The sequence below is a fragment of the Pseudarthrobacter sp. Y6 genome, assembly GCF_050156205.1.
In the GTDB taxonomy this organism is placed as follows: domain Bacteria; phylum Actinomycetota; class Actinomycetes; order Actinomycetales; family Micrococcaceae; genus Arthrobacter.
Genome location: NZ_CP189574.1, coordinates 2,320,671 through 2,344,826 on the forward strand (window position 1 = coordinate 2,320,671; position 24,156 = coordinate 2,344,826).

A 24,156-nucleotide genomic window follows, 5' to 3' on the forward strand; every position below is an offset into this window, starting at 1 on the left:
TCGTTACCCGACACTCTGGAAATGCCTTGGCGCCAGTTTCCGGCAAATTGGACCCGACCCCCGAACCCGGCCTCAAAGCCGCCGCGCAACACTAAACCCCGAGAGTCAAACGAAACCCGGGGAAGGCCCGTCTCGTCGGTTGTGAGCGGTCCTCTGCCGGCCTGAATGCGCTGAATCGACTCCATGCATTGTCCTGCCGATTTTAAAGACGCTGGAAGACGCAGGCGGTCATAGCCTTTGTTGCCGAGGTCCCCGAATCTGACATCCGATCGACGATTCCAGGCATGGAATCGGCCGCAGTGCCATTGAACCGCACTTAAGAGACGGATTGGGGCGTACAGTCGCGGTGGAGGGGCTACGTTCCGCGAGGCCCCCTGTGTTTGTTTTACCGGTGTGCTGTTCCGGCGCTGGCACACGGCCCCGGGTACGGGTCAGATCATGGGGGAATCAGATGTCCAATTCGGAAACCACGCAGACTGTTGATCGTTCGAAGAACCGGAAAGTCAAAGCCATCCTGGCCGGTGGTCTCGTCCTTGGCCTTGGGGCTGCGGTCACGCTCGCGGCCTGGAACGACTCGGAGTTCGTGACGGGCACGTTCGGCGTTGGTCACTTCAATGTGCTGGGCAGCGCGGACGGTACGACGTTCGGTGACCACGCTGCCGGCTCGCCCGCGGCGCTGAGCTTCACGACCGGCTTCAACAACCTGAGCCCCAGCGAGACCGTCGCTGCACCCTATGTCCTTCAGCTGGACACGACCACGAACTTCGACGCAACGGTATCGATGAACTCGGCCGCATCGTCCGGCACGGCTGCGGGCCAGCTCACCTACAAGATCATTAAGGTCGCCTCGGTCGCGGGGTGCACGCCAACGGCAACGGGTACGGCCACGATCGTTCCGGCGGGCACTGCACTGAACTCGGTGGCCGGCGCTTCGACCTTCAGCCTGGCCAGGTCGACCAGTCTCGGCACGCTCACCGGAGCTGACGTGTTCCTGTGCATCCAGGTCACCTCGAGCACATCGCTGGTACAGGACACCTCGGCCGTCGGAACCTGGGAATTCCTCGCGACCTCAACTCCGTAATCACCGTGCCCAGGCATCTCGCACGGGTGAGGGGCCGCGCCCTCACCCGGGTGCGCGCCGTTCTCGCCGGTGCCCTTGTCCTGGGCGCGGGCGCCACCGTGACCCTCGCGGCCTGGACCGACTCCGAGTACGCGACGGGGTCGTTCACGGCGAGCATCTTCAACACTGAGTCCAGCACCGTGGGTGGGGTGTGGGCGGGCAACATCTCTCCCCCTGGGGCTTCGCTCGTGTTCAACGCCACGGCGATGTCACCGACCGTTTCGCAGTACGCCTGGGTGAACATCCGCACGACGGCCGCCTCGACGGCCGGCGGAACGATCACGCTCGCGGGCTCGACCACGTCGGGGACCCTCGTACCGGTGCTCGAATACCGGGCGGTACGCACGTCGGGAACCGGCACAACGTGCGACTCCACCGCTTTTTCCGGAACGCCCACCTACATCGCGGGCTCGGCATCGACCTACCTTGCGGTGACAACCGTTCCGGCCACACCCGTCGCGTCCGCGATCACATCCCCGGGCGGGGAACTGCGTTACTGCTACGACGTGAGGATCCAGTCCGGAGCCGCCAACACCTACCAGGGCGGGACGGGCACGGTCACCTGGCTCTTCTCGGGAATCTCCTCCTAGGGCCCGGAGATGGACTCGCACGTGACCGATCGGGGCGGCTTTGGGGGCCGCGCCGGCAACGCCCTGCTGACCGTCGCCGCGATCGGCGGCGCCGTCTGCATCGTTCTGGTACTCATCGCGTTCTTCTTCGACATCACACTCATCATGTTCAAGACCGGATCGATGAGCCCGACGATCCCCGCCGGCTCACTCGCGATCGTCAAACAGATTCCCGCCTCCGACATCCGCGTCGGCGACGTCGTCACCGTCGACCGGAGCCCTGCCCTGCCCGTGACACACCGCGTCACCTCCGTATCCCCGGCAGCCGGCGACACCAGGATCATCACCCTGCGCGGGGACGCGAACCCCGCGGAGGACCCCGCGCCATATGTCGTGAGCAACGTGAGGATCGTGCTCTTCTCCGTCCCGCAACTCGCCTACGCCGTGAATGCCGTCTCCAATCCCCTCGCCCTCGGCGGGATCACCATCGGTGCCGCCGGACTCGTAACCTGGGCGTTCTGGCCACACGGTGACCCGGCACCCCGCCCGCGGCGCGGCGCCCGGCGCCGCAGTACCCGAAGCCACGCCGCCGGGACCGGCGGACTCGCCCTGATCGTGCTCCTCACGCTATCCGCACCCGTCGTCAACGCGGCGGCTCCCGCGAATGCGGCCGTCACGGACGAGGTGATCCAGGGCCCGGTCCTGACACTGACATCGGTCGGGGACAAGACACTCATGGCCCAACTGGTGCCTGCGGCGCCCGTGCCGTGGCAGATCGGAGTCGCAGCGCACCCGGACGACCCCGGCGTCGTCAGTATCTCGCTGACGGCGCAGGGTGGCCTCGCCGCGGATCCGAACGGGCTCCAGCTCACCGTGAGCATGTGCGAGGTACGCTGGGCCGGCGGCAGATGCCAGAGCGGCGGGACCGTACTTCTTGGGCCCGGCCCGGCCTCCACCCTGATCCCCGGCCCTCTCGTGCTGACGTCGATGCCCTCCGGCCAGCAACGCTGGATCCTCATCGACGCGGCCCTGCCCGCCAACACGGGAATCCTTCCGACCGGATCGGCCACCTTCAACCTCACGGCCAGCGGCGTCGGCGACGAACTATCGACCGGCGGAAGTGTCAGCTCCCTCGCATCAACGGGCGCCGACCTGTGGCCACCACTCCTCGCGGCCCTGGGCGCAGTCACCACCGGGCTCATACTCGCCTCATCCGCCCGGCTCCCCGGCGCCCGGCAGCGCCGGAGAGCCAGGGTGACGCCATGAAACGCCGGTACCTTGTCGGAGCCGGACTGCTGGTCATGGCCGCCGCACTGACAATCGCTCCTCCCCGGCAGAGCCTCGCCTCGTGGACCTACCCGCAATACGGCTCCGGGTCGTTCACCGCCGGAACGGTCGCCCCGGCAACCTCACTCGCCTGCACGGCCGGAGTCCTATCGCCCCCCAAGTTCACCTGGACCGCCCCTACGGGCGGACTCACCAGGGGCGGATACGCCTGGACCGTGACGGCGACAACGACAGGAGGCCCCTCCGGCAACGGAACCCTCGCCCCGAGCGCGACGTCCGTGACGTTGCCCTCCGGCATCCTCAGCATCGGTTCAGGCACCTTCTCACTCACCGCCACCGGGCCCGGCGGCTGGACATCAATCCCCGTAACCGGAACCGTCTCTGCATTCACCGGACTTGTATACAGCTGCAGCGTGCCCTGACACCTCCGTCATGCCCGTGTCCGGGTCTCCAGCGTGCTGCCCCATATTTGGCGGGCGTCGCGTTTGAGGTGTGTCACGGATGTCAGACAGTCGGTTGGTTTGGGACTGCCCCGCTCCGACGCCCACCCGCCCTTAGCGTCGGATATTTCACGAATTCACAAGCCGCGCCCTCTTGGCAGATCCAGCATGGCGTGCCCGCACAAACCCGCGTCAAGGGACACGGTGTAGCCACTGCTCGGTGCCGAACTTGGTGGCCACCCGGTCCCTGGCGGCAGTGAGTTCGGCGGCGGTGAGTTCCGACGGGGTGGCGGCGTACCGTTCGCTGAACACGTCCATCATGGCCGCGATGATCTCCGTGCGGGCCAGCCCGGTCTGCCTGCGCAGCGGATCAACCCGCTTCTTGGCGCTGCGCGTCCCCTTGTCCGAGAGTTTCTCCCTACCGATGCGCAGCACCTCCACCATCTTGTCGGCGTCGATGTCGTAACTCATGGTGACGTGGTGCAGCATGCCCCCGTTGGCGAGGCGCTTCTGCGCAGCTCCGCCGATCTTGCCCTGGTCCGTGGCGATGTCGTTCAGGGGTACGTAAAACGCCGTCACCCCGATTTTCTCGAGGGCGGCCATCACCCAGGCGTCCAGGAACGCATACGAGTCCGCGAAGCTGATCCCGTCCACCAGCGTCTGCGGCAGGTACAAGGAGTAGGTGATGCAGTTGCCGGCCTCCATGAACATCGCTCCGCCGCCGCTGATCCGGCGGACCACACTGATGCCGTGCCGGGCCACGCCGTCGGGATCCAACTCGTTCCGAAAGGACTGGAAGCTGCCGATCACCACAGAGGGCTCCTCCCAGTCCCAGAACCGCAGGGTGGGGTTGCGACGGCCTGCGCCCACCTCTTCGGTCAGTACCTCGTCCAGGGCCACGTTGACGTACGTAGGCAGCACCCTGGGGGCAATGATGTTCCAGTGGTGATCAGTCCAGGACGTTGCCCTCGCCAAGGCACGGCGGACAGTGACGGCCACGGCATCGGCCGAAAAGCCGAACAGGACAGCGCCGGAAGGCAGCGAACCGGTGACGGCCGCGGAAAGCTCCGCCGCCGTCGCGCTTTCCGGGAGGCCGGTGAGCGCCCGGTTGATAGCCGGCAGCGCCTCATCGGGTTCGAGGAAGAAGTCGCCGCTGAGGGAGACGTCGGCGAGGACGCCGTCCACGACGTCGAAGTCCACCACCACAAGTTTGCCGCCCGGGACTTTGTACTCACCGTGGCGGCTGCGGGGGCGGTCTTCTGCGGCAAATGGTGAGGCAGTCATGGCATCCATCCTGCCCCACGATCAGCGCCTCCCGAAACGCAAAAAGCCCGCACCGTTGCCGGTGCGGGCTTTCCAAAGAACCTGGGGGGTGAAGTGAATTACTTCGCGCCGCCGAAGCCCTTGAAGCGAGCGTTGAAGCGCTCGACGCGGCCTGCAGAGTCCATGATGCGCTGCTTGCCCGTGTAGAACGGGTGGGACTCGGAGGAGATTTCGACGTCGATAACCGGGTAGGTGTTTCCGTCTTCCCACTCGATGGTCTTCTTGGAAGACACGGTGGACTTGGTCAGGAAACTGACGCCGGAAGCCAGGTCGTTGAAAACAACAGCTTCGTACTTCGGGTGGATATCAGACTTCATAATGGGGCCTTTGTTCGCACAACTGGATTTTGCCAGCTGCCAGGTATGAATGGGATGGCTGGTGTCTGCTTCAATGCCGCAAGGCAAGAAGCGCAGGACAGCCAGCTGTTAATAATAGCTGATCAATCCGGACCCTGCGAACCGCGGGGCCGGAGTTCCCAGAACGCCACGGCGGAGGCCGCCGCTACATTGAGGGAGTCCACGCCGGTGCGCATAGGGATTTTCACGGCGAGATCGACGGCGGCAAGCGTCTCTGCGCTCATGCCTGCGCCTTCGGTGCCGAGCACCAGGGCCAGCCGGTCCGGATTGCGCGCGGCGAGCCCGTCCACGTCCACGGCGTCTTCGGTGAGTTCCAGCGCGGCCACCGTGAAGCCGGCTTCCTTGAGCAGCGACAGGTCCTGCGGCCAGGACTCCAGCCGCGCCCAGGGCACCTGGAAGACCGTTCCCATGCTGACCCGGACGCTGCGGCGGTAGAGCGGATCGCCGCAGCGCGGCGAAATCAGGACGGCATCGATGTCCAGGGCCGCGGCCGACCGGAAGATGGCGCCCACGTTGGTGTGGTCCACGATGTCCTCCAGGACCGCGACCCGGCGTGCGCCGGCAAGCAGATCGTGGAGCGGCACCGGTTCCGGCCGCTGCATGGCTGCCATGGCGCCGCGGTGGAGGTGGAATCCGGTGATCTCTTCGAGCAGGGCGGCGCTGCCAATGAATGCGGGAACGTCCGGATAGGCACTGAGGACATCCTCCAGGTCAGCCAGCCATTTCTGCGCCAGGAAGAACGACCTTGGCCGGTGGCCGGCCGCCAACGCCCGGCGCAGGACCCGAGAGGATTCGGCGATGTACATTCCTTCAGCCGGTTCACGGAGCTTCCGCAGGTGAACGTCCGTCAGCTGCGTGTAGTCGGAGACCCGGGGATCCTCGGCCGATTGAAGGTAGTGGATTGTCACGGGCTGATTATTTCATCAGGTTGGCGATCATAAAGCCCAGCGCCATCAGGCCGAGGGCAAAGATGACAGTCCGCAGCACAGCCGGGGACAGCCGCCGTCCCACCTTGGATCCCAGGAGGCCGCCGATCGTGGAGCTCACGGCAATCAGGAGCACCACCAGCCAGTTGATCCGGTCAAAGGCGAAGAGAAGGTAGGAAACCGCGGCCACGAGGTTCACGCCGAGGACCAGGATGTTCTTCATGGCGTTGGCGTTCTGGATGGTGCCGGTAAGGAACACGCCCAGGATGCCCACCAGGAGGATGCCCTGGGCGGCCACGAAGTAGCCCCCGTAGACGCCGGCCAGGTACACCAGCACAATCAGGAGGACGCCGTGCCTTTTGTCACGCACGGCATGCTCGGGGTTCTCCTCGCGATTGCGGACCCAGGCCTGCAGCCGCGGCTGGAACACCACCATCAGCAGGGCAAGGACCAGGAGGACCGGCGCGACGTAGTGGAAGACCTTCTCCGGCAGGTGCAGCAGCAGCCAGGCTCCGGTGATGCCGCCCAGCAGCGACGCCGGGAGGAGCTTCAGCAGCTGCAAGCCGCGGCCCTTGAGCTCGCGGCGGTAGCCCCACGCCCCCGCTGCGGTGCCGGCCACAAGGCCCATCGCGTTGCTCATGGAAGCGACCACCGGAGTGACGCCGAGGGCGATCAGGACCGGGAAGGTGACCAGGGTGCCGGAGCCTACAACGGCGTTGATGGTGCCGGCCCACAGGCCGGCAAAAAACACAAAGATGCTGCTGAGAAGATCCACGGTGGGCGGCGCCGGGGCCTAGCGGCGGGCGGTGGCGGTGTAGCGGCCAGCGTTGACGGTGACGTCGAGTTCCACGCCGAAGGTCTTGCTGAGGTGCTCCGCCGTAAGCACACCCTCAAGGGGTCCGGCCGCCACCACGTTGGACTCACGGAGCAACATCGCGTGGGTGAAGCCGGGCGGCACTTCTTCGAGGTGGTGGGTGACCAGGACAATGGCCGGAGCGGCGTCATCACGGGCCAGTTCGGTGAGGCGGTGCACCAGGTCCTCGCGCCCACCCAGGTCCAGGCCGGCGGCAGGTTCGTCCAGCAGGAGGAGTTCCGGGTCAGTCATCAGGGCACGGGCAATCTGGACGCGCTTGCGCTCACCCTCGGACAGGGACGCGAAAGCCCTGTTCAGGAACGGACCCATGCCCCAGTCATTCAGCAGTCGGAAGGCCCGGCGTTCGTCAGCTTTTTCGTAGCCCTCACGCCAGCGCCCCGTAACGCCGTACGCCGCGGTGACAACGACGTTGAGGACCGTTTCGTGCCCGGGGATCTGATTGGCCAGTGCGGCGGAAGACAGTCCAATACGGGGACGGAGTTCAAACACGTCCACGGAGCCGAGGATTTCCTCCAGGATGCCGGCCATGCCGCTGGTGGGGTGAAGACGGGCTGCAGCAATCTGAAGGAGAGTGGTCTTGCCCGCGCCGTTGGGTCCCAGGATGACCCAGCGCTCGCCCTCCTTGACCTGCCAGTCCACCTTGTTCAGGAGCGTCTTAGACCCACGGACAACGCTGACGGCGGCCAATTCAAGAACATCACTCATAGGAGTAGACACTAGGACAAAACAGGGACGGACTGATAACTGAAACGTGGACAGCGACGCTTGTCACAGTCCCGGCCACGGCCCGTCTGCTGGCTGGCCCACGGGTTCGCCATCAACGTGGCGCAATCAATTCGGGCGGCTCTCCCCCGCTGGCTAAGATTGCAGCCATGACTTCGAACGTGACTGCGGTCAGCTATGGCCCAAAACTGACTGCCTCCGGGCTCGACAAACTGCGCTCCGCCCTGACGGGCAGTGGTGCCACGCTCCAATCCGAATCAAGGGGCGGGGACAGCCGGTTTGAGGTCCACACTGCCGAACTCGCCGTCGCGGATGGCACGGACGCCGGCATTTCCGCCCTCCGCAGGGCGGTGGCCGAGGCGGCGCAGGATGGCCTGGACACCGCCATCGTTCCCGCTGGCCTGCGTGCGGCTCCGCGGAAGCTGTTGATCATGGACGTTGATTCGACGCTGATCCAGCAGGAAGTCATCGAGCTCCTGGCGGCCTATGCGGGCAAGCGGGAGGAGGTGGCGGCAGTCACCGAAGCGGCGATGCGCGGTGAACTGGACTTCGCGCAGAGCCTCCACGCGCGGGTGGCCGTGCTCGCAGGGTTGCCGGCCGCCGTCGTCGATTCCGTCCGGGCGGAAGTGAAGCTGAGCGAAGGTGCCGTTGAGCTGGTTGCGGCGTTCAAGGCTGCAGGCCACGTGGTGGCCGTGGTGTCCGGCGGGTTCAACCAGATCCTGGGTCCCATCGCGGAGGATCTGGGCCTGGACTACTGGCTGGCGAACGAACTTGAGATTGTGGACGGCGCCCTGACCGGCAAGGTGCTCGGTGCCGTCATCGACCGTGCGGCGAAGGAAAAGTACCTGCGCGAGTGGGCGGCCGCAGAAGGAATCGCGATGGAACACACCATTGCCGTGGGCGACGGCGCCAACGACCTGGACATGCTCGGGGCCGCCGGGATGGGAGTGGCGTTCAATGCCAAACCTGCGGTCCGGGCAGTTGCGGACTCTGCGATCAACATGCCGTATCTCGACGCCGTGCGCCACATCGCCGGCGTTTGAGCCTCAGGCTCCGTCCCGCCGGCCGGGTCCACGAACCGGGTCCGCTCAGCCTGTCGGCGGCGTGTACTGGCTCGCGGTGAATACGGCTCCGCCGGGATCCCGGATCAGGACGGTGCGTGTCCTCGGTATCGTCCTGCCCCAGAATGACGGCGCCGAGGCGCTCCGCATCCCTGGCCGTACGGTCCCGGTCTGCGACAGTAAACGGCACGTGCCAGTGCGGTCGCTCACCGGGCGCCGCCGAGACAAGCCAGGCAACAGCGTCCTCGAAGCCGCGGGGACGAGGTCGCCCGACTGGCGAACCCTGATGTTGGGGTCGACGGTGGCCTCGAGGTGATCACCGTATCCGCGGCGGCGGATCATCGTTCCGAAGTCGAGGTTGTCGAACTGCCAGTCGAATGCCTTCGTGTAGAAGGCGGCCGCTGCCTCGGTGTCTGTTGTGTGGAGGTCACTGAAGTTCCATCCGCCGGGAAGGTTGACCGCCTGGGCACCGGGTCGCCCGCGGGCCTGCCAAATACGGTACTCGGCGCCTTCGGGATCCGCCAGCACCGCCGGCACGCCTCCTGAGCCCGTATGGGCAGGAGCCGATTTCAGTGTTGCGCCGACAGAGAGCAGGTGGCGCGTGGCAGCATCCGCTTCGTCGACGGAGACGTAGGTGTTCCATGCGGCGACACCGGTTCCGGGGCCCGTGATCGCGCCGGCCTCCTGGCCGTCAAGGGTGGCTAGTTCATACCTGCCAGTGGCGCCGGACGGGGCGGTGTCCTCGAACACCCACCCGAAGAGTCCGCCGTAGAAGTGCATGGCGGCCTCCACGCCAGGCTGCTGGGTGCCCACCCACAGGGAAAACCCGCCGGATAGCTACGGCCCGTCACCTCTCGTTGCTGTGTCATGCATAAAACTCCAGGCGGCCTTGCCCCCGTAGACAACGCCCTCAAAACGCACAGTTTGGGCTTCGCGACAGACAAGGGCTCCGGGCAGGAAGTGCTGCCCGGAGCTCGTCGTGATGATGGGTTTTGGTCTTCCCTGGCTGGTAGTCAGTTGCGATTTAGGAGCTGACGGACCCCGGCCACTCGTCCAATGCCATCTCAGCAAAGGATCCTGTTCAAGACGGGACGGCCGGTGCGTCGGAGGTTGGTTGTGACTTACAGAGCTATTTGGCGCGCTTTTCGCAGCGCCAATCGGCCGCTGCACGGCGAGGCGTTGCGTTGAGGGATCTTCTCACCGGGGGAACCCTCAGTGTCTTTTGGCCGAGAAGAGGATCAGGTGTGATTGCCCATCGGCGGTGACTCCGTGGAAGGTCGGGGCCGTGGCGATCGGCTGGAAGCCCAGCGTCTTGTGGAGCTGGATCGAAGCGGTGTTGTGCTTGTTGGCGAAGTAGAAAGCCATGTCCGACCGTTCCCAGATCCAGTCGAGCCTCGCTTTGGTGAGGATGGTTCCGATACCCCGGCGACGCCACTGGCGTGCCACAAGGATCCCTCCGAGGTAGTGCCCCTCGGGAGCCGCTCCGTCGGCCTCGGGATGATGATGAGTCTTCGCAACGCCGGCCAGGTCCCCGCCTACGGTGGCAACGACGACCGTCCTGATCGGCTCCCGGGCGATCATCTCGGCAGTCCATGTCGATCCTCCGCTGTCCCGGCAGATCCCAACCACGCCGGCGAGGTCATCGGTCCGAGCCTCGCGCAGCAGATATGCCGGTTCGTTCACGCCCACGAAGCCGACACTACCGCCCTTTGACAACGTTCTGGACCGTCCCCGGTTCCCGTTTCGATGATGGTAACGCGGCTCGTTTCCCACACCGGGACCGGCCCCGCACCGACCTCTGCTGACGCTTCCGTAGCTCAGGCCCGCCGCGGAGGCCTGGTGAGGAGCAGCAGGATCGCCGAAGTCACGACAACGGCCGCAAAGACGGCGGCCAAGTGAATCCACAGTGCCGCACCGTTGTACATGGTCATACCGACTGTCAGCAGCGCGGCCGCAAAGAGCGCGGTGACCGCCTTGTTTTCTCGCCGAAGGCCGGAAAGAAGCAGCAGTGACGGAACGGCGTACCAGGCCACGCTTGCCGGGCCCATCGCATTGATCTGGGTGATCACGGCTGCGCTTCCCGGAATCACGCTAACCAGCGGCTCGAAGAACATCGAAGCGCAATGGAGAATCAGACCCGCCAGACCTGCCGCTGTCAGGCCCAGCTCCACGGGGGTGAGCTGGGTTGCCAGCCTTTTCGGGGGCAGTCCCGGCACCAGAAGCCGCGAGAGTAACAACGACAGGACAACGACGGCGAGCCCCACCACATACACAGTCGACATGTGCACAGACTACAGAGTCCGGCGCGAGGGAATGCGGTCTGCCCCCATGATCCAACGGCTGCCATGCCCCATGCGATGAACACTCCTCCACCTCGCATCCACGAACACGCGGCGCCCACGCCAAATACCTCTGCGATTCACAAATCTCTTCAACGAGCTGGCGGGTTTGTAGCGGAAACGGGCGATTTGGGTCCGAGACGATGAAACTTCAGCCGACTGGACCAGCCTTACAAAGCACGCGTGGGGAACGGTTCGATCACTTACGGCGCCTGATGTTGATGCTGGTGTTGGTTCGTGTCGCCTGCCTTCTGAAGGCCGGCGGTCTTCGCAAGGTAGCTCCAGGCCGGGGTGTTCAGGGTGTGCCAGGCAGCGTGGGCTTCCCTTGCGGGGTGAGCGGCAGCTTTGGCATCGCCCGCACTGAGCGCCGCGGCCAGCCGCCCGGCGGCGTCACTGAACGATTTCGCCTGCGGCCGGAGTTCGTCTGGCCAGGAAATGGAGGCGGCCGCGATCTGGGCGGCCCGTGCGCGGCTGGACCAAAACTCGTCGATGGTGGGCGATTCTCCCCGGAGCTCCGTGTCGATGCCATGGAAGCCAGCGCTGTCGATGTGGGAGAGGGCGGCGATCATGCCGACAACTTGGGTGGCGGTTTCGCCTGGATTGCTGTTGAGGGTCATTGGATTCTCCTTTTGGGGTTGTGGTGCTTCTGCATTGCCTGGTCGGCATCGGTTGCGGGCTGGAGTACTCCACGCTGCTTTCGTTGCCCGTACCGGGTCATGCCACGCGGTTTGTATATCGACAGCGCCGTTGCCACGAGCAAAACCATCAGGGCGGCACCGGCCTGGACCACGACCTGGATTCTCAGCCCGCGGAGATTGGCACCGGACAATGTCGTTTCTGCCGCAGCGTCTGCAAGACCGCTAATTGGTCCCATGTGCACCAGCAAAACGACCGTAGCCAGGACGGTTATCAGGAGTTTAATCAAGACCCAGTAGTACCGGAACAAGCCCCAGGTGGTGCCCAGGGAAGAGACAACCCCGGTGAACAACGATGCGAGTGCCAACGGGACAAGGACAAACCAGCCTGTCAGCCCCATCGCGAGATAGGCGGCCCGCACGACCTGAGCATCCGGGCTGGTCAGGCCGGCGACGGCGAGAGCCAGGAAGGCAGCGACCCCGCCGAACCAGCCGACTGAGGAAAGGACATGCGCGGTGAGCGCGACCTTGCGGAGGCGGGGTGTCATGGTCATCACGGCGTGTGGCCGCCCATTCCGCCGCCGGCGAGGTGACTGATGACAAACAACAGAACCAGGACGATGGCGATGATTCCAAACACCTTCACCCAGCGTGGTGCGCCGGCGACCGGTCCGCGATGGCGCCTCACTCCGGTGTCGGGGTTGGAGCCATCACTGGTGTCGGAGTCAGGGGGCAAGTCAGCCATGGAGGTATCCTCTTCTGCCATGCGCGGTTTTTACTGCGCTGGCACTACTTTATCGCGACACTTTGTCTCAATCAAGACAGAGTGTCACGCCGTCGCCGTCTCGTATACTGGGGTGGTGCCGAAGCTGTGGAACGAGACAATCGAGGCGCACCGCGGTGCGGTGCGGGAGGCGATCCTAGACGCCGCGGCGGCCCTGGTGTCCGAACATGGGCTGCTGTCGGTGACCATGTCGCAGGTCGCCCAGGAAGCCGGTATCGGGCGCGCGACCCTCTACAAGTACTTCCCGAATGTCGAAGCAATACTTCTCGCCCGGCACGACCGCCAGGTTGCCGGCCACCTCGAACACCTCTCCGCGGTCACGCAGGCGGGAGGCGATGCGGGCCACCAGTTGGAGGCAGTGCTCCACATTCACGCCCTGATGACCTACGAGCACCACAATTCGGCCATGGCCGCGATCATGCACCACGACGGTGTCCGGCAACGACAAGATATATTCATGCAGGACGTAGTGCGTCGCGCCGCCGAATCCGGGGCTATCCGCGACGACATGGCACCACAGGAACTCGCAAGCTACTGTCTCCACGCCCTCACAGCGGCCGCAGAGTCGCCGTCGAGGGCAGCCGTGAATCGACTCGTCCAACTTACGCTGGACAGCCTGCGGCCGAGGTCCTGAGCCGCCACCCTGATCCTCATCGGCATGCCCGGCGTCGAGAAATGGTTCAGCCGCTGCCCCCAGCGCTCCAGCAGGGTCGGGTTGCCCACGATCTTGAACGCCGGAAACATCTCCTTTGCTGTTTCTGGGCTTGCTTTCCAACTGGTCCCTTGGAAGAGGTTTTGGGAGACGTTCTGGCCGGCTCCGAAGCAGTCGAAGACTGTACATCCTCGGAAACCCCGTGGCCGCAGACTGTCGTTCTGGCAGGGAGTTCCTGCGGGCTTGTCGAGGGCGAAGTCCGCTGTGCGGGAGAAGCCAAGGGCCGTGCAGCAGAGTGCGAAGCAGTTGCTGCAATCAGGGCGCAACGACTCTCTGTTCAGTACGGGTGAAGAGGGCGCAGTGGAGTCTTGTGATGTGAAGGGCATGTGATCTTCTCTGGGTGAGTTCGGTGAGGGGCCGGGTGCTCGGGGAACTCGCTGAGGAGTCCCCTCTGAGGGCGCACGGGATCACCACTTCCCAGGGAAGCGAACGGGAACCGCTGCATAAACTCTGGATCACAAAGAAAGTAGGAATGTCACTGCGCTCTGAAATAGCATCACGTGAGCAGGACCTGCCTGTAAGCCGATCGTCTATCGGGCATGACACCCGCCACCGACCGATCAGAGCGCCGCCGGGGAGTAGCCGCCGCGCACCGTCCCAGTTCCTTGGAACCGGAACATTTTTTTGGCGGGACACCCCGCACCCCTAGCCAACAGGTTGAGGATCTCGCTCTCCTGCATCTGTTTTCTTCTGTGCTGGTTTGCGGATGAGGCGCGGCCCGGCTGCGAGGGTTGCTGCCATCGTTCCTAGACCTGCGATCGCGAGGGTTCCTGCGCCGCCCAGGATGGCTACTAGTGGGGCACCTGCGGTTGCTCCGAGGAGTGTCGCCCCGTTGTTCAGTGCTCCTATGGAGGAGAAGGCCCTGCCCAGCGTTGAGTGATCGAGGCGGTCATGGACGATGCTCCGGATGGCCAGGGCTTGAAGGGAGTTGGCAGCGCCGGTGAGGAGGAATCCGACGAAGGCCAAGATGATGCTGTGGCCAAGGGCTACGGTGAGCAGAGCAGCACCCATCAGCATTCCTGAGTAGAAGAGCATCTTGGGCTGGTGGACCACCGGAATCTTTGGAGCGATGAACGTGGCGGCCAGGAAACGTCCTAGCGCGTGCACCGCTACGATGCCTCCGTAGATGGTTGCCGAGGCTTGAAGGTCGGTACGGACAAAGTAGAGCTGCGCGACAGTCAAGAGCGCGGTGAAGATGATCGCTCCAGCCAAGGAAAGCGTCGCGGTCCGAACAAGGGCATCTTTGCCAACTGATTGCGGGCCGGCGGCGACCTGCGCGAACCAGGAGGGTTGGGTTGGCCGTTTGTTCTCTGGCGGGTACCGGCGCACACCAAGCAAGACAATGACTGCAGCGACCAGCAGGAACGATCCGGCGTCGAGCAGTAACACGATACGGCTTCCCAGCTGGTCCACGAGCAGGCCTGCCAGCAAAGGGCCCAAGACTATGCCCATGCTGCGGAACGTCTCCATACGGGCATAGGCGGTGACTGGTTCGAGGCCTGGCTTTTGAACTTTAGGCACCAGCAGAGTCATGGCCGGTCCATCTATGACGGAGACGACGGAGGCGGTTCCGAGCAGCACGAGCAGGGCTGTGACGTCGGTGGTGAAAGCGATGGCAATTCCGATACACCCTCTTAGCGTCAGAGTCGCCGTCAGGATCTTCGTGATTTCAATTCGATCCAGCCATGGGGCCACCAAGGGGCCAAGAACCACGCTCGGGAGCAGGCTCAGTACCTGAAGCAACGTCACTGCCCAGGTCGAGGCGCCAACTGTCTGGAAGGCCAGCATCAACGCCACTGTCGTCATGGATCCCCCGAGGCTGGACAGGCCCTGGCTAAAAGCCAAGAGGTTCAACTTCGCACCGCTGCCGGTCCTAGATTTCTGGGTTTCCACGCACTCTCAACTTCCTAAAGGGGCCGCCGTCGAGCCGAACTTTACATGCTTTTGTGCAAACGAAACTGTCATATCGAATGTTTGTCCATTCCATTGACGAACCGATATGTGGGTTCTCCTGGCCTTCGACAGGGGGCCGGCTGGCTCACTCTTCATCCAAGGGAAAAGGACCCAAATGACAGACGTGATCGATTACACCGGCGTGAAGCGCGAAATCGTGGCTATGGGGAGGTTCGGTACCTAGCCGGATCCGCGGCCGCAAGGCTGTCGCACACTCAAAGATCTCGATCACCCTTCCGTCCGATGCCGCCATGGAGAAGTGCCTGGCCGAATTGGCCGCCTCTGATGACCGTCTGGCCGAGACGCCGGCAGCATACGACTGGACCTTCGTTGAAGCAGAAACGAAGCAGGGCGTCGAAAGGCGGAAAAGTAGACTTCGGCGTCGTCTGGTACGACATGGACTTCTTCGAAGAGAAGAAAGACATCTACCTCGGCAAGCACCACCTGCGCATGTTCTCGGGCTTCGGTGTCGCAGAGAACGATGTGGAAGTAGATCATTTCCGCAAGGTTTCCTAACCTGCTCATCGGGTGAGGCAGGGCGCTGGCTTTTTGCCCTGCTTCACCCGGCAATCCGCTTCCTCTGAGCTGAGGCTTCCTAACGGCCTCCCAGTTCCTTGGAATGAGACGTCCGCTTTGGGCTGTGGAAGGTGCCCGGTTAAGGTTCCGTTGCGGGCAGGAGCTGTACTCCAAACCGGGCAGCGCTCGGTCGGCTCAGAGTGCGTCCGTTCACCGTCCGACTATCGGCGCCGCTTTGCTCGGGCGGCGAACTCGTCAAGGACCTGAACGACGTCCTTCGCTAGCCAAATTCGGTTTCGTCGTCCGTCTGTGATTTGGGTCAGAATGTTGGCGTCAACGAGGCGGTCGATAGCGACCTGAGCGTTGACGGTCGATATGCCAAGCTGAGCTGCGGCTGCGGCTGCGCCCATCACGGGTTGGCGAAGGAGAACGTCCACGAGCCGGTGGGCTGCCGAGTCTCGTCTCGCGCTGATGCGCCCGCGCCATTCGACCTGCACGATTTCCAGGTCGTCGACGAGGATACGGCCGTTGTGCACCGCCGCGAAGGATGCCTCGGCGATTGAACGAACAACCGGGGCGATGTCGCCGGACCGGTACGAACCCAGGGAATCAAAGTATTGGCTGGTGTTGTGGAGCAAACCTGCGGAGACAGGAACGGCAACGTTTCGAGTGAGCTGCCCGCCGCGCAGCATCGACTGGATGAGGGCGCGACCGACCCTCCCGTTGCCATCGAGGAACGGGTGGATTGTCTCGAATTGGGCGTGAGCGATCGCGGTGTGAACGAGAACGGGAAGGTCGACGCGATTAACGAAGGCGAAGAGGTCGTCCATGAGCGCGGGACCCGATCCTGATGGGGAGGGACAAACTGCGCGGTGTGCGGTCCGAGGCTCCCGCCACCAATCCAGACCTGCTGGTCACGCCAATGGCCGACGATGTCTGGATTGCTTTGCTCAAGCAGTGCGCGATGCATTTCCAGGATGGCGTGGCCGTCGATGGACTCGGACAGGGAAAGAGCTGCCTGCATGGCTCGGACGTTGCCGACGATGAGCTGCGCATTCTTCGAGGCGTGCTCACCGAGCTCCGCCAAGGCGATCTGCCGTGCGCCGCTCGTGAGGTTCTCGATTTCCGAGCTGGAGGCGCTCTCGGTGCGCAGGAGAACGGACGCGAATGGTGCCGCAATTTGACCTACTTCTGCATCGAAACGGGCCAGCTCGCTCGCGGCCTCTTCAGTCAGCGCGTGCAGCTCGCTATCGAGCGAGATTGACTGATCGGCGATGAATGCGGGGACCGCCGCCAAGTACGGACCCGCGGCCAGACCCTTTTGCGTTCGTGAGCCATACTCGTCTGGACGCTGTGCCAGGGCCGTTCTTCATAGCCAAGCGACGGCCAGGGCGACTTCTCCTCAAACCTGGACATGGATCGAGTTTACCAATGCTTATTCACTTATCCATTGTTATGACTTCTCGGTCTTCTGCGTTATTCCAAACGCCGGCTCCCGGATCTCGCGAAAAGCACCTTCCAAAGCTGGCGAGACCTCGGCGACCAGAGAAGCGAAAAAGGGCAATGGCCGCTGAGATCCGACTTACGAGCGTGCAGCAAAAGTGGCGCCGTGGAGAGATCAACGACGCACTCGGACCACACCATGGCCAGCTTCCATCGACAAGCTGCGGCCCAGTGGTTACCTGCCTCGACGCGGCCTTAGCGTACAAACCACACAAAGCAGCAAGAACCTTGCCCGGATCAACCCCCGCCACACCTACCGCAGCGAATTCGTCAATGAAAAGGGCAAGGATGAGACGATGACAGGCGAGAACTCCTGGCAATCCAGCGGCTTAGACACCATCTGGATTCACAGGGGTTCTCATCTTTTAACAGCCACGACCCCGTTCGTCTCACATGTTAAGACGCGGCCCACGCACAAAAGACTGTGCAGCCGCCCTGCCCCCGTTATAGAGGCGTTCGCGTCGTTCCATTTCCATAAGGACAGCCCGGGAGATGAAGTCGGACCAGCTCCGATCCATTGCCGCGTGGACAACTGGCCCTTTATGGGATGCCCGGAAGCGCTACTCGGCGCCCTTGCCGAAGTAGTCGGCGCCGCCGGCGTACTCCGTGTGGCCGGATTCGACGTCGGCCGTAGCCATGCTGGCCACAACTTCAGCGAACTCCTCCACGGAGTAAAGCTTTCCGGCCTCGGCGCGGCGGGCTTCGATGGCGCCCGGGTTCGAGCGGTCCAGCAGCGTCGCCGTGACGGTGCCTTCGATCATGTCGCCGGACACAACCACCAGCGAGATGCCCTTTTCCGCCAGGTTCGGCAGGAGCTCACGCAGGGCGTCCTCGCCGGCACGCTTGCTGCGGGCCACGGGCTCGTATTCGGGCATGGTGGGCACGGAGTTGATGAAGTGGGCCTGGTGGCTGGTCACGAAGACCACGCGTGAGCCTTCCTTCATCAGGGGCACGGCAGCGTTGAGCATGTTGACCTGCGCATCGCGGTTCAGCTTCAGGGCGTAGTCATCTTCCATGCCGGACTCCATGCCGCCGGAAGCGTTGAGCACCAGGACGTCCAGCGAACCGAAGTTCTCCATGGCCGCGCTGGCCAGTGCCTGCACGCCTTCCTGGCTGGTGAGGTCCGCACCTACGGCCGTGGCGCGGCCGCCGGCAGCTTCAATTCCTGCGACAACCTTGTTGGCGCGCGGCGCCTTCTGGCGGTAATTAACTACGACGGCGGCGCCCTCAGCAGCGAGGTTCTTGGCCACTTCCGCGCCGATTCCCCGTGAGGATCCGGTCACGATGGCGGTTTTGTTGTCCAGCAGTCCCATATGGGCTCCTTTGTTTGAAACGTCTAAATCGCTTGAGGTCTGGAGTCCATCATGCCAGCGACTGCCCCGCATTCGCTTGTGTGACCCCCACAAAGAAGGCAGTTCACGCTAGTTCCGCGAAGCCTCCCGGCGGCGTTCCGCCCGGCGTATGCTCCCACTATGACGGGCAGAGCCGGCACGGCGTCCACACCGGAGAAGGTCTTCAGCGACTCACCTGTCGGACTTCCACTCTGCCAGTCAGCCCACGACGCCGTCATGAACGCCGTGGCGGCCACCGTGCGCACCACAACCAGCCAGGTGGCCTTCCGGAGAACCGGCGCGGCTTCGCATGCGTCTGGAATCCACGCCGGCACCTCAAGACCAGGGTGCCGGCGGTTCTCTCCATCGCACTCTCCCGGCAGGTTGAGTCGTCCCGGTTCAAGGAAGTGGCCCATCCGTCCCACGGCGTGTGGATGCACCACCTGGAACTGAACACCCCTGGGGACGTCGACGCCGGGGTCACTGCCTGGCTCAGGGAAGCGTTCGACGACGCCGCCTGAGCACCCTCTTGGTTAGTGTTCCGTGGTCAGTGGCCCATGCCAAGTCCGCCGTCAACGGGAATGACGGCGCCGGAAATGTAGGCCGCCTCGTCGCTGGAAATCCAACGGACCACGTTCGCCACTTCCGAAGCCTCGGCAAACCGGCCGGCAGGAATACCGGCGAGGTAACTTTTCTGTGTGGCCTCGGGCAGTTCCGCCGTCATGTCCGTGTTAATGAATCCGGGGGCCACAACGTTTGCTGTGATTCCGCGTGAACCCAGCTCGCGGGTCAGGGACCGGGCGATGCCCACAAGACCGGCCTTGGAGGCGGAGTAGTTGATCTGACCCGGCGCGCCATAGAGGCCGGAGACCGAGGAAATGAGGACCACGCGGCCCTTGCGCATCCGGATCATGCCCTTCGAGGCGCGCTTGATGACGCGGAAGGCGCCAGTAAGGTTGGTGTCGATCACCGAGGTGAAGTCATCTTCACTCATACGCATCAGGAGCGTGTCCTTGGTGATTCCCGCGTTTGCCACCAAGACCTCAACGGGACCGTGCGCAGCTTCCACCTCGGCGAAGGCCGCATCCACAGAGGCCTCGTCAGTCACATCGGCCTTCACGCCAAGAATCCCGGCCGGCAGCTCCGACGCGCTCCGGTAAGTCACGGCCACCTTGTCCCCGTTGGCCACAAATGCCTGCGCGATGGCCAGGCCGATGCCGCGGTTTCCACCGGTGATCAGGACACTGCGGGCCGCTGTAGCTGCTTCAGACATTAAACGCTCCGGGATTCTGCGGCATGTGCAGCCGCGGGTAGGACGGGGTGTGATTTTGCTGCCTCCGATCTTAGCCCGCGTTTGGGCGCCACTGCCGATGGTGAGAGAATTGAGGCAAGCCTTTGGAGCGTGATCAATCAGCCGTGACCCTTGAAAACCATGCTGGACAGTCCGTGCCCGGAGATCCCGAAAGGTTCTCTGGGGATGCCGGGGTCCACAGCATTACGGACGCGGCGGCTGCCCACTCGGAGGACATGCGCCAGCGCATGATCAAGTACGCGCTTGCCATGGGAATCCGCATGGTCTGCCTCATCCTCATTTTTGTGGTGGACGGCTGGCTCAAGCTCGTCATGGTCGCCGGTGCAGTCTTGCTCCCGTGGATCGCGGTGGTGATCGCGAACGGCAGCGACCAGGCGGAGGTCCACAGCGACTTGCTGCTGGACTCGGCTCCGCTTTCCGAGCTGGAAAGCCCGTCCGGGCCGCCGGAACAGGACAGCTCCACGTCCGCGGTCATCCAGGGCGAGCTCATTGATGACGACGACGACCCCACGCAAGGACAGGAACGGCGCGCCTCATGAACATTTTTGACCTGGCTGCAGGGACCGCTGGTCCCCCGCCGGCCATGGCTGCCATGTGCTCCCGCAAGGCCTGCCGCGCGGAAGCTTCCTGGCAACTGCTCTGGAACAACCCCAAACTCCATACGCCGGAACGCCGCAAAACCTGGCTTGCCTGCGACGACCACCGTGACTGGCTGGAAGACTACCTCCAGACCCGCGGGCTCTGGAAGGAAACCCTGATCTTGGATTCGGGGCAGGACGCCGGCCAGGCGCCGGTCGGGCAGGACGGCTGAATGTACCGCTTCCTCTTTTCCAGCAAGTGGCTGGGATACCTCCTGCTGGCCGCCATCTTTGCCGCTGCCTGCGTCTTCCTTGGCCGCTGGCAGATGGATCGCCGCGCAGAGACCCTCGCGGAGATCAACCGCGTTGTCACCAACTATTCCGCCACACCCATCTCCTTCGGCCAGGCAAGGGACGAGTTCTCTGCGCTGGACCCGTCGAAGGAATGGACCCAGGTGGAACTCCAAGGCACCTACGATCCCGACGGCCAGCGCATTGTCCGCAACCGTCCGCTGAACGGGCAGCCAGGGTATGAGGTGGTTGTCCCGTTCAAGCTGGAGACCGGCGAAACCGTGGTGATTGACCGCGGCTGGCTGCCCATCGGCAACAAGAACCCGGGCAGCCCCGATTCCGTCCCGGCGCCTCCCGCCGGCCCCGTGACCGCCGTCGTCCGCCTCAAGCACGGGGAACCCCAACTGGACCGTGGCGCCCCCGCCGGCCAGCTTGCTTCCATCGATCTCCCCACCTACGCGGACCAACTGGGATATCCCGTGCTCACTGGCGCCTACGGACAGCTCGCGTCTGAATCTCCCGCCCCCGCTGACATGCCGTTCCCGTTCCCGAAGCCGGCCACCGAAGAAGGCACGCACCTGTCCTATTCCTTGCAGTGGTTCGCGTTCGGCGTGCTGATGTTTGTGGGCTTCGGGTACGCCGCACGGCAGCAGGCCAGGAATGCCGCGATCGACGCCGAGGATGAGCTTGAGGGTGAGGACGGGTCGCGCGACTCGGGCAGCCCGATGCACTCCGCCGCTGCGGCAGCCCGACGTCGTCCGCCCGTTGCCCGCAAGCGCAAGAAGGCGACCGCAGAAGAAGAGGAAGACGCCCTCCTGGACGCCCAGGGCTACTGACGCTCGAAAGAGGACCTCAAGGTGCGCTGACGACTGGGCCGAGCTGATCGGCGACTAACGCAAAAGCGCCGAAGGCGGGTGATTTGTGTAGCGCGCGTCAGAGGCGAGGAACGAGCCAGCAAGCGGCAAATCACCCGCCTTCGGCGCGGGCTCAACAGAGAACGAAAACTCAGGCGAGCGTAATCAGGTCCAGGTAGTCTTCGTTCCAGTGGTCCTCGATGCCGTCGGGCAGCAGCACAACGCGCTCGGGGTTCAGCGCTTCGACGGCACCTTCATCGTGGCTTACGAGGACGACGGCGCCGGTGTAGTTGCTCAGGGCCCCGAGGATTTCGGCGCGGCTGGCCGGGTCCAGGTTGTTAGTGGGCTCGTCAAGGAGCAGCACGTTCGCGCTTGAGGCCACGATGGTGGCCAGGGCCAGCCGGGTCTTCTCGCCGCCGGAGAGCACACCGGCAGGCTTGTCGACGTCGTCTCCGGAGAACAGGAACGAGCCCAGGATGTTGCGGACCTCCGCGTCGTTCATGTCCGGGGCGGAGGAGCGCATGTTCTGCAGGACGGTGCGGTCCACGTCGAGCGTCTCGTGCTCCTGGGCGTAGTAGCCCACCTTCAGGCCGTGGCCCGCCACGACCTCGCCGGTGTCCGGCTTGTCGACGCCGGCAAGCATCCGCAGGAGCGTGGTCTTGCCGGCGCCGTTGAGGCCCAGGATAACCACCTTGGAGCCGCGGTCGATGGCCAGGTCCACGTCGGTGAAGATCTCCAGAGAGCCGTAGGACTTGCTGAGTCCGTCCGCGGTTAGCGGGGTCTTGCCGCAGGGTGACGGATCCGGGAAGCGCAGGGCTGCCACGCGGTCGGTCGCGCGGACGGCTTCGAGGCCGCCCAGGAGACGTTCGGCACGCTTGGCCATGTTCTGCGCTGCGACGGCCTTGGTGGCCTTGGCTCGCATTTTGTTGGCCTGGTCGATGAGGACCTGGGCTTTCTTCTCAGCGTTGGCGCGCTCACGCTTGCGGGCGCGCTCATCCGTTTCGCGCTGGAGCAGGTAGCGCTTCCAGTTCATGTTGTAGAAGTCGACCTTGGCGCGGTTGGGATCCAGCAGGAACACTTTGTTGACGGTGGCTTCGAGCAGCTCGGTGTCGTGGCTGATCACGATCAGGCCGCCCTGGTGGTTCTTCAGGAACTCGCGGAGCCAGGTGATGGAATCCGCGTCGAGGTGGTTGGTGGGCTCATCGAGGAGCATCGTTTCGGCGTCCGAGTACAGGATCCGGGCGAGTTCCACACGACGGCGCTGGCCGCCGGACAGAGTCTTGAGCGGCTGGTTCAGCAGCCGGTCCGGGAGGGCCAGGTTGGAGCAGATCGCGGCGGCCTCGGCCTCGGCCGCGTATCCGCCGGCGGCCAGGAACTCGGATTCCAGCCGGTCATAGCGGTTCATCGCCTTGCGCTGGATCTCGGTGTCCTCGCTGGCCATGTCCTCATGCGTCTGCTTGAGCTTGTTGACGGCGATGTCCAGGCCGCGGGCGGAGAGGATGCGGTCGCGGGCCAGCTGTTCCATGTCCGGGGTCCGGGGATCCTGCGGCAGGTAGCCGATCTCGCCGCTGCGGGTAACCTTGCCGCCGGCGGGCTGGCCTTCGCCCGCGAGCACCCGGGTCAGGGTAGTCTTGCCTGCGCCGTTACGGCCGACGAGGCCGATCTTGTCGCCCTTGTCGATGCGGAAGCTCACCTGGTCCATCAGGAGCCGGGCGCCGGCGCGCAGTTCAAGATCCTGGACAGTAATCACAGCAGGTAAGGCCTTTCACAACAGGGAAACGCCGCAGCTCAACGGATGATGTCTGGAAGCAGCCGGCAGAATGGCCGACAGAACGGCCTATCCAAGTCTACCGGCCCCAGCTTGACGCCATAACCGCTGCACCGCCGTCGTGCGTTGGCTCCACGTTTGTGCCCTGCCGTCAGTCCCGGGTGTCCCGCTTAGTAGGTCCCCTACAAAATGGCGCCCGACGGCGGCCGGTATCGTCGGGATCACCCCCATGCTTCGCTTGTACAACCACGACAGGAACACCCCATGAGCCAGACTGACACCGCCGTGACCGGCACCGCTTCCCGCCTCCGGAGCCGCTGGAACGCCACCGACCTGGGCCTGATCGCCGTCTTCGCTGCGCTCGTTGCGGGCTCCGCCATGGTGCCCGGCATCGCGGCGAACGTGTTCGGCGTCCCCATCACTTTCCAGACCCTTGCGGTGATGCTCACCGGACTGATGCTGGGCCCCGGCCGCGGTTTCGCCGCCGTCGGCCTGTACACCCTCCTGGGCCTTGCCGGCCTGCCGATCTTCAGCCAGGGCCGCAGCGGCCTGGGCATTCTGGCCGGACCGTCGGCCGGTTACATCATTGCTTTCCCCATCGCAGCAGCCGTGGTCGGGTGGCTCGCGACCGTAGTGATCCGGCGCACCTCACGTGCCCGGGCGTTGTGGTTCTTCGCGTCGGCGATGGTCACCAGCATCGCCGTCGTGCACACGCTCGGAGTTGCCGGGATCGCCCTGAACACCAAAGCGTCACTGGGTGACGCCTTCCTTGCAGACCTGATCTTCTACCCCGGCGACGTGATTAAGAACATCCTCGCCGCGGCGATCGCCGTGGCACTGCACCGGGCGTTTCCCGACGTCCTGGTCCGCCGGGTGAAGCGGATCAACAACTAGTCCGGCT

At 64.2% G+C, this 24,156-nt stretch carries 29 protein-coding genes and 1 pseudogene; 12 read left to right on the plus strand and 18 right to left on the minus strand.

What is annotated here, in order from left to right:
• Window positions 1-451: 451 nt before the first annotated feature.
• The 4 genes from ACQCSW_RS11120 to ACQCSW_RS11135 are packed head-to-tail and all read left to right on the plus strand — an operon-like array spanning window position 452 to window position 3,398.
• A complete protein-coding gene (locus tag ACQCSW_RS11120) occupies window positions 452-1,081 on the plus strand; it encodes a SipW-dependent-type signal peptide-containing protein (protein ID WP_426985884.1) in 630 nt (209 codons plus the stop codon).
• Between the two features lie 5 nt (window positions 1,082-1,086).
• Entirely contained in the window at window positions 1,087-1,710 is a 624-nt protein-coding gene (locus ACQCSW_RS11125; RefSeq protein ID WP_426985886.1) for a SipW-dependent-type signal peptide-containing protein, read from the plus strand.
• A gap of 21 nt (window positions 1,711-1,731) precedes the next feature.
• Window positions 1,732-2,955, plus strand: coding sequence for a signal peptidase I (locus tag ACQCSW_RS11130; protein WP_426985888.1), 1,224 nt, complete (start codon window positions 1,732-1,734; stop codon window positions 2,953-2,955).
• Entirely contained in the window at window positions 2,952-3,398 is a 447-nt protein-coding gene (locus tag ACQCSW_RS11135; RefSeq protein ID WP_426985890.1) for a hypothetical protein, read from the plus strand. Before ACQCSW_RS11130 ends, ACQCSW_RS11135 begins: the two co-directional genes overlap by 4 nt.
• A gap of 210 nt (window positions 3,399-3,608) precedes the next feature.
• On the opposite strand, the gene ACQCSW_RS11140 is transcribed toward ACQCSW_RS11135, so the two are convergent.
• The 5 genes from ACQCSW_RS11140 to ACQCSW_RS11160 form a co-directional block, all read right to left on the minus strand.
• Window positions 3,609-4,700 (minus strand): lipoate--protein ligase family protein, encoded by a 1,092-nt coding sequence (locus ACQCSW_RS11140; protein WP_426985892.1) that lies wholly within the window; start codon window positions 4,698-4,700, stop codon window positions 3,609-3,611.
• A 98-nt stretch (window positions 4,701-4,798) separates the two neighbouring features.
• The gene (locus ACQCSW_RS11145; protein WP_111909496.1) at window positions 4,799-5,056 is read right to left on the minus strand and encodes a type B 50S ribosomal protein L31; all 258 of its coding nucleotides are present in this window, start codon (window positions 5,054-5,056) and stop codon (window positions 4,799-4,801) included.
• A gap of 122 nt (window positions 5,057-5,178) precedes the next feature.
• Entirely contained in the window at window positions 5,179-6,003 is an 825-nt protein-coding gene (locus ACQCSW_RS11150) for a TrmH family RNA methyltransferase (protein ID WP_426985894.1), read from the minus strand.
• Window positions 6,004-6,010: 7 nt separating this feature from the next.
• A complete protein-coding gene (locus ACQCSW_RS11155) occupies window positions 6,011-6,796 on the minus strand; it encodes a sulfite exporter TauE/SafE family protein (RefSeq protein ID WP_426985896.1) in 786 nt (261 codons plus the stop codon).
• Between the two features lie 18 nt (window positions 6,797-6,814).
• The gene (locus ACQCSW_RS11160) at window positions 6,815-7,600 is read right to left on the minus strand and encodes an ABC transporter ATP-binding protein (RefSeq protein ID WP_426985898.1); all 786 of its coding nucleotides are present in this window, start codon (window positions 7,598-7,600) and stop codon (window positions 6,815-6,817) included.
• 167 nt (window positions 7,601-7,767) lie between these two features.
• Here ACQCSW_RS11160 and serB point away from each other — a divergent pair, with 167 nt between their 5' ends.
• Window positions 7,768-8,661, plus strand: a complete 894-nt coding sequence (gene serB, locus ACQCSW_RS11165; protein ID WP_426985900.1) for a phosphoserine phosphatase SerB — start codon at window positions 7,768-7,770, stop codon at window positions 8,659-8,661.
• Window positions 8,662-8,706: 45 nt separating this feature from the next.
• Here serB and ACQCSW_RS11170 read toward each other — a convergent pair whose 3' ends face one another.
• The 6 genes from ACQCSW_RS11170 to ACQCSW_RS11195 all read right to left on the minus strand — a co-directional run bounded on the left by ACQCSW_RS11170 (window position 8,707) and on the right by ACQCSW_RS11195 (window position 12,398).
• Window positions 8,707-9,492, minus strand: coding sequence for a VOC family protein (locus ACQCSW_RS11170; RefSeq protein ID WP_426985902.1), 786 nt, complete (start codon window positions 9,490-9,492; stop codon window positions 8,707-8,709).
• A 399-nt stretch (window positions 9,493-9,891) separates the two neighbouring features.
• Window positions 9,892-10,362 carry an N-acetyltransferase family protein gene (locus tag ACQCSW_RS11175; RefSeq protein ID WP_426985904.1) on the minus strand — a complete coding sequence of 157 codons (471 nt, stop codon included), beginning with the start codon at window positions 10,360-10,362 and terminating at the stop codon, window positions 9,892-9,894.
• 134 nt (window positions 10,363-10,496) lie between these two features.
• Complete coding sequence (locus tag ACQCSW_RS11180; RefSeq protein WP_426985906.1) at window positions 10,497-10,961, minus strand: hypothetical protein; 465 nt, start codon at window positions 10,959-10,961, stop codon at window positions 10,497-10,499.
• A gap of 260 nt (window positions 10,962-11,221) precedes the next feature.
• Complete coding sequence (locus ACQCSW_RS11185) at window positions 11,222-11,635, minus strand: hypothetical protein (protein ID WP_426985908.1); 414 nt, start codon at window positions 11,633-11,635, stop codon at window positions 11,222-11,224.
• A complete protein-coding gene (locus ACQCSW_RS11190) occupies window positions 11,632-12,207 on the minus strand; it encodes a DUF2269 domain-containing protein (protein ID WP_426985910.1) in 576 nt (191 codons plus the stop codon). Before ACQCSW_RS11190 ends, ACQCSW_RS11185 begins: the two co-directional genes overlap by 4 nt.
• Window positions 12,207-12,398, minus strand: coding sequence for a hypothetical protein (locus ACQCSW_RS11195; RefSeq protein WP_426985912.1), 192 nt, complete (start codon window positions 12,396-12,398; stop codon window positions 12,207-12,209). The genes ACQCSW_RS11190 and ACQCSW_RS11195 overlap by 1 nt, the downstream gene beginning before the upstream one ends.
• Window positions 12,399-12,513: 115 nt before the next feature.
• Here ACQCSW_RS11195 and ACQCSW_RS11200 point away from each other — a divergent pair, with 115 nt between their 5' ends.
• Window positions 12,514-13,071, plus strand: a complete 558-nt coding sequence (locus tag ACQCSW_RS11200) for a TetR/AcrR family transcriptional regulator (RefSeq protein WP_426985914.1) — start codon at window positions 12,514-12,516, stop codon at window positions 13,069-13,071.
• 723 nt (window positions 13,072-13,794) lie between these two features.
• On the opposite strand, the gene ACQCSW_RS11205 is transcribed toward ACQCSW_RS11200, so the two are convergent.
• Window positions 13,795-14,994: an MFS transporter gene (locus ACQCSW_RS11205; protein WP_426985916.1), complete on the minus strand. Its 1,200-nt coding sequence runs from the start codon at window positions 14,992-14,994 to the stop codon at window positions 13,795-13,797.
• 438 nt (window positions 14,995-15,432) lie between these two features.
• On the opposite strand from ACQCSW_RS11205, the gene ACQCSW_RS11210 reads away from it, so the two are divergent.
• Complete coding sequence (locus tag ACQCSW_RS11210) at window positions 15,433-15,618, plus strand: hypothetical protein (protein WP_426985918.1); 186 nt, start codon at window positions 15,433-15,435, stop codon at window positions 15,616-15,618.
• A gap of 221 nt (window positions 15,619-15,839) precedes the next feature.
• Here ACQCSW_RS11210 and ACQCSW_RS11215 read toward each other — a convergent pair whose 3' ends face one another.
• The 4 genes and pseudogenes from ACQCSW_RS11215 to ACQCSW_RS11230 form a co-directional block, all read right to left on the minus strand.
• Entirely contained in the window at window positions 15,840-16,448 is a 609-nt protein-coding gene (locus tag ACQCSW_RS11215) for a Fic family protein (RefSeq protein ID WP_426985920.1), read from the minus strand.
• A 239-nt stretch (window positions 16,449-16,687) separates the two neighbouring features.
• Window positions 16,688-16,915, minus strand: a pseudogene (locus tag ACQCSW_RS11220) (Fic family protein); the annotation flags it as partial.
• A 595-nt stretch (window positions 16,916-17,510) separates the two neighbouring features.
• Entirely contained in the window at window positions 17,511-17,639 is a 129-nt protein-coding gene (locus tag ACQCSW_RS11225; RefSeq protein ID WP_426985922.1) for a ParB family protein, read from the minus strand.
• Window positions 17,640-17,681: 42 nt separating this feature from the next.
• Window positions 17,682-18,434, minus strand: a complete 753-nt coding sequence (locus ACQCSW_RS11230; protein ID WP_111908070.1) for an SDR family oxidoreductase — start codon at window positions 18,432-18,434, stop codon at window positions 17,682-17,684.
• A gap of 365 nt (window positions 18,435-18,799) precedes the next feature.
• Here ACQCSW_RS11230 and ACQCSW_RS11235 point away from each other — a divergent pair, with 365 nt between their 5' ends.
• Window positions 18,800-18,973, plus strand: coding sequence for a DUF5655 domain-containing protein (locus tag ACQCSW_RS11235; RefSeq protein WP_426985924.1), 174 nt, complete (start codon window positions 18,800-18,802; stop codon window positions 18,971-18,973).
• Between the two features lie 26 nt (window positions 18,974-18,999).
• Here ACQCSW_RS11235 and fabG read toward each other — a convergent pair whose 3' ends face one another.
• On the minus strand, window positions 19,000-19,725 hold the full coding sequence (gene fabG / locus ACQCSW_RS11240; RefSeq protein ID WP_426985926.1) for a 3-oxoacyl-ACP reductase FabG: 726 nt from the start codon (window positions 19,723-19,725) through the stop codon (window positions 19,000-19,002).
• 143 nt (window positions 19,726-19,868) lie between these two features.
• Between fabG and ACQCSW_RS11245 the strand changes: the two genes are divergently transcribed.
• From ACQCSW_RS11245 to ACQCSW_RS11255, 3 genes are read left to right on the plus strand one after another with little or no spacing between them, the layout of a single operon-like run.
• Complete coding sequence (locus tag ACQCSW_RS11245; protein ID WP_426985928.1) at window positions 19,869-20,303, plus strand: DUF3099 domain-containing protein; 435 nt, start codon at window positions 19,869-19,871, stop codon at window positions 20,301-20,303.
• Window positions 20,300-20,575 (plus strand): hypothetical protein, encoded by a 276-nt coding sequence (locus ACQCSW_RS11250; protein ID WP_426985930.1) that lies wholly within the window; start codon window positions 20,300-20,302, stop codon window positions 20,573-20,575. Before ACQCSW_RS11245 ends, ACQCSW_RS11250 begins: the two co-directional genes overlap by 4 nt.
• The gene (locus ACQCSW_RS11255) at window positions 20,576-21,469 is read left to right on the plus strand and encodes an SURF1 family protein (RefSeq protein WP_426985932.1); all 894 of its coding nucleotides are present in this window, start codon (window positions 20,576-20,578) and stop codon (window positions 21,467-21,469) included.
• A 169-nt stretch (window positions 21,470-21,638) separates the two neighbouring features.
• On the opposite strand, the gene ACQCSW_RS11260 is transcribed toward ACQCSW_RS11255, so the two are convergent.
• Complete coding sequence (locus tag ACQCSW_RS11260) at window positions 21,639-23,237, minus strand: ABC-F family ATP-binding cassette domain-containing protein (protein WP_056339851.1); 1,599 nt, start codon at window positions 23,235-23,237, stop codon at window positions 21,639-21,641.
• 282 nt (window positions 23,238-23,519) lie between these two features.
• On the opposite strand from ACQCSW_RS11260, the gene ACQCSW_RS11265 reads away from it, so the two are divergent.
• Window positions 23,520-24,149, plus strand: coding sequence for a biotin transporter BioY (locus ACQCSW_RS11265; RefSeq protein ID WP_426985934.1), 630 nt, complete (start codon window positions 23,520-23,522; stop codon window positions 24,147-24,149).
• Window positions 24,150-24,156 lie beyond the last annotated feature (7 nt).

Coding starts and splice junctions, on each gene's coding strand:
- ACQCSW_RS11120 (WP_426985884.1), top strand. CDS start 452: ATGTCCAATTCGGAAACCACGCAGACTGTTGATCGTTCGAAGAACCGG.
- ACQCSW_RS11135 (WP_426985890.1), top strand. CDS start 2,952: ATGAAACGCCGGTACCTTGTCGGAGCCGGACTGCTGGTCATGGCCGCC.
- ACQCSW_RS11140 (WP_426985892.1), bottom strand. CDS start 4,700: ATGACTGCCTCACCATTTGCCGCAGAAGACCGCCCCCGCAGCCGCCAC.
- ACQCSW_RS11145 (WP_111909496.1), bottom strand. CDS start 5,056: ATGAAGTCTGATATCCACCCGAAGTACGAAGCTGTTGTTTTCAACGAC.
- ACQCSW_RS11160 (WP_426985898.1), bottom strand. CDS start 7,600: ATGAGTGATGTTCTTGAATTGGCCGCCGTCAGCGTTGTCCGTGGGTCT.
- serB (WP_426985900.1), top strand. CDS start 7,768: ATGACTTCGAACGTGACTGCGGTCAGCTATGGCCCAAAACTGACTGCC.
- ACQCSW_RS11180 (WP_426985906.1), bottom strand. CDS start 10,961: ATGTCGACTGTGTATGTGGTGGGGCTCGCCGTCGTTGTCCTGTCGTTG.
- ACQCSW_RS11185 (WP_426985908.1), bottom strand. CDS start 11,635: ATGACCCTCAACAGCAATCCAGGCGAAACCGCCACCCAAGTTGTCGGC.
- ACQCSW_RS11190 (WP_426985910.1), bottom strand. CDS start 12,207: ATGACCATGACACCCCGCCTCCGCAAGGTCGCGCTCACCGCGCATGTC.
- ACQCSW_RS11195 (WP_426985912.1), bottom strand. CDS start 12,398: ATGGCTGACTTGCCCCCTGACTCCGACACCAGTGATGGCTCCAACCCC.
- ACQCSW_RS11215 (WP_426985920.1), bottom strand. CDS start 16,448: ATGGACGACCTCTTCGCCTTCGTTAATCGCGTCGACCTTCCCGTTCTC.
- ACQCSW_RS11225 (WP_426985922.1), bottom strand. CDS start 17,639: ATGGATCGGAGCTGGTCCGACTTCATCTCCCGGGCTGTCCTTATGGAA.
- ACQCSW_RS11230 (WP_111908070.1), bottom strand. CDS start 18,434: ATGGGACTGCTGGACAACAAAACCGCCATCGTGACCGGATCCTCACGG.
- fabG (WP_426985926.1), bottom strand. CDS start 19,725: ATGTCTGAAGCAGCTACAGCGGCCCGCAGTGTCCTGATCACCGGTGGA.
- ACQCSW_RS11250 (WP_426985930.1), top strand. CDS start 20,300: ATGAACATTTTTGACCTGGCTGCAGGGACCGCTGGTCCCCCGCCGGCC.
- ACQCSW_RS11255 (WP_426985932.1), top strand. CDS start 20,576: ATGTACCGCTTCCTCTTTTCCAGCAAGTGGCTGGGATACCTCCTGCTG.
- ACQCSW_RS11265 (WP_426985934.1), top strand. CDS start 23,520: ATGAGCCAGACTGACACCGCCGTGACCGGCACCGCTTCCCGCCTCCGG.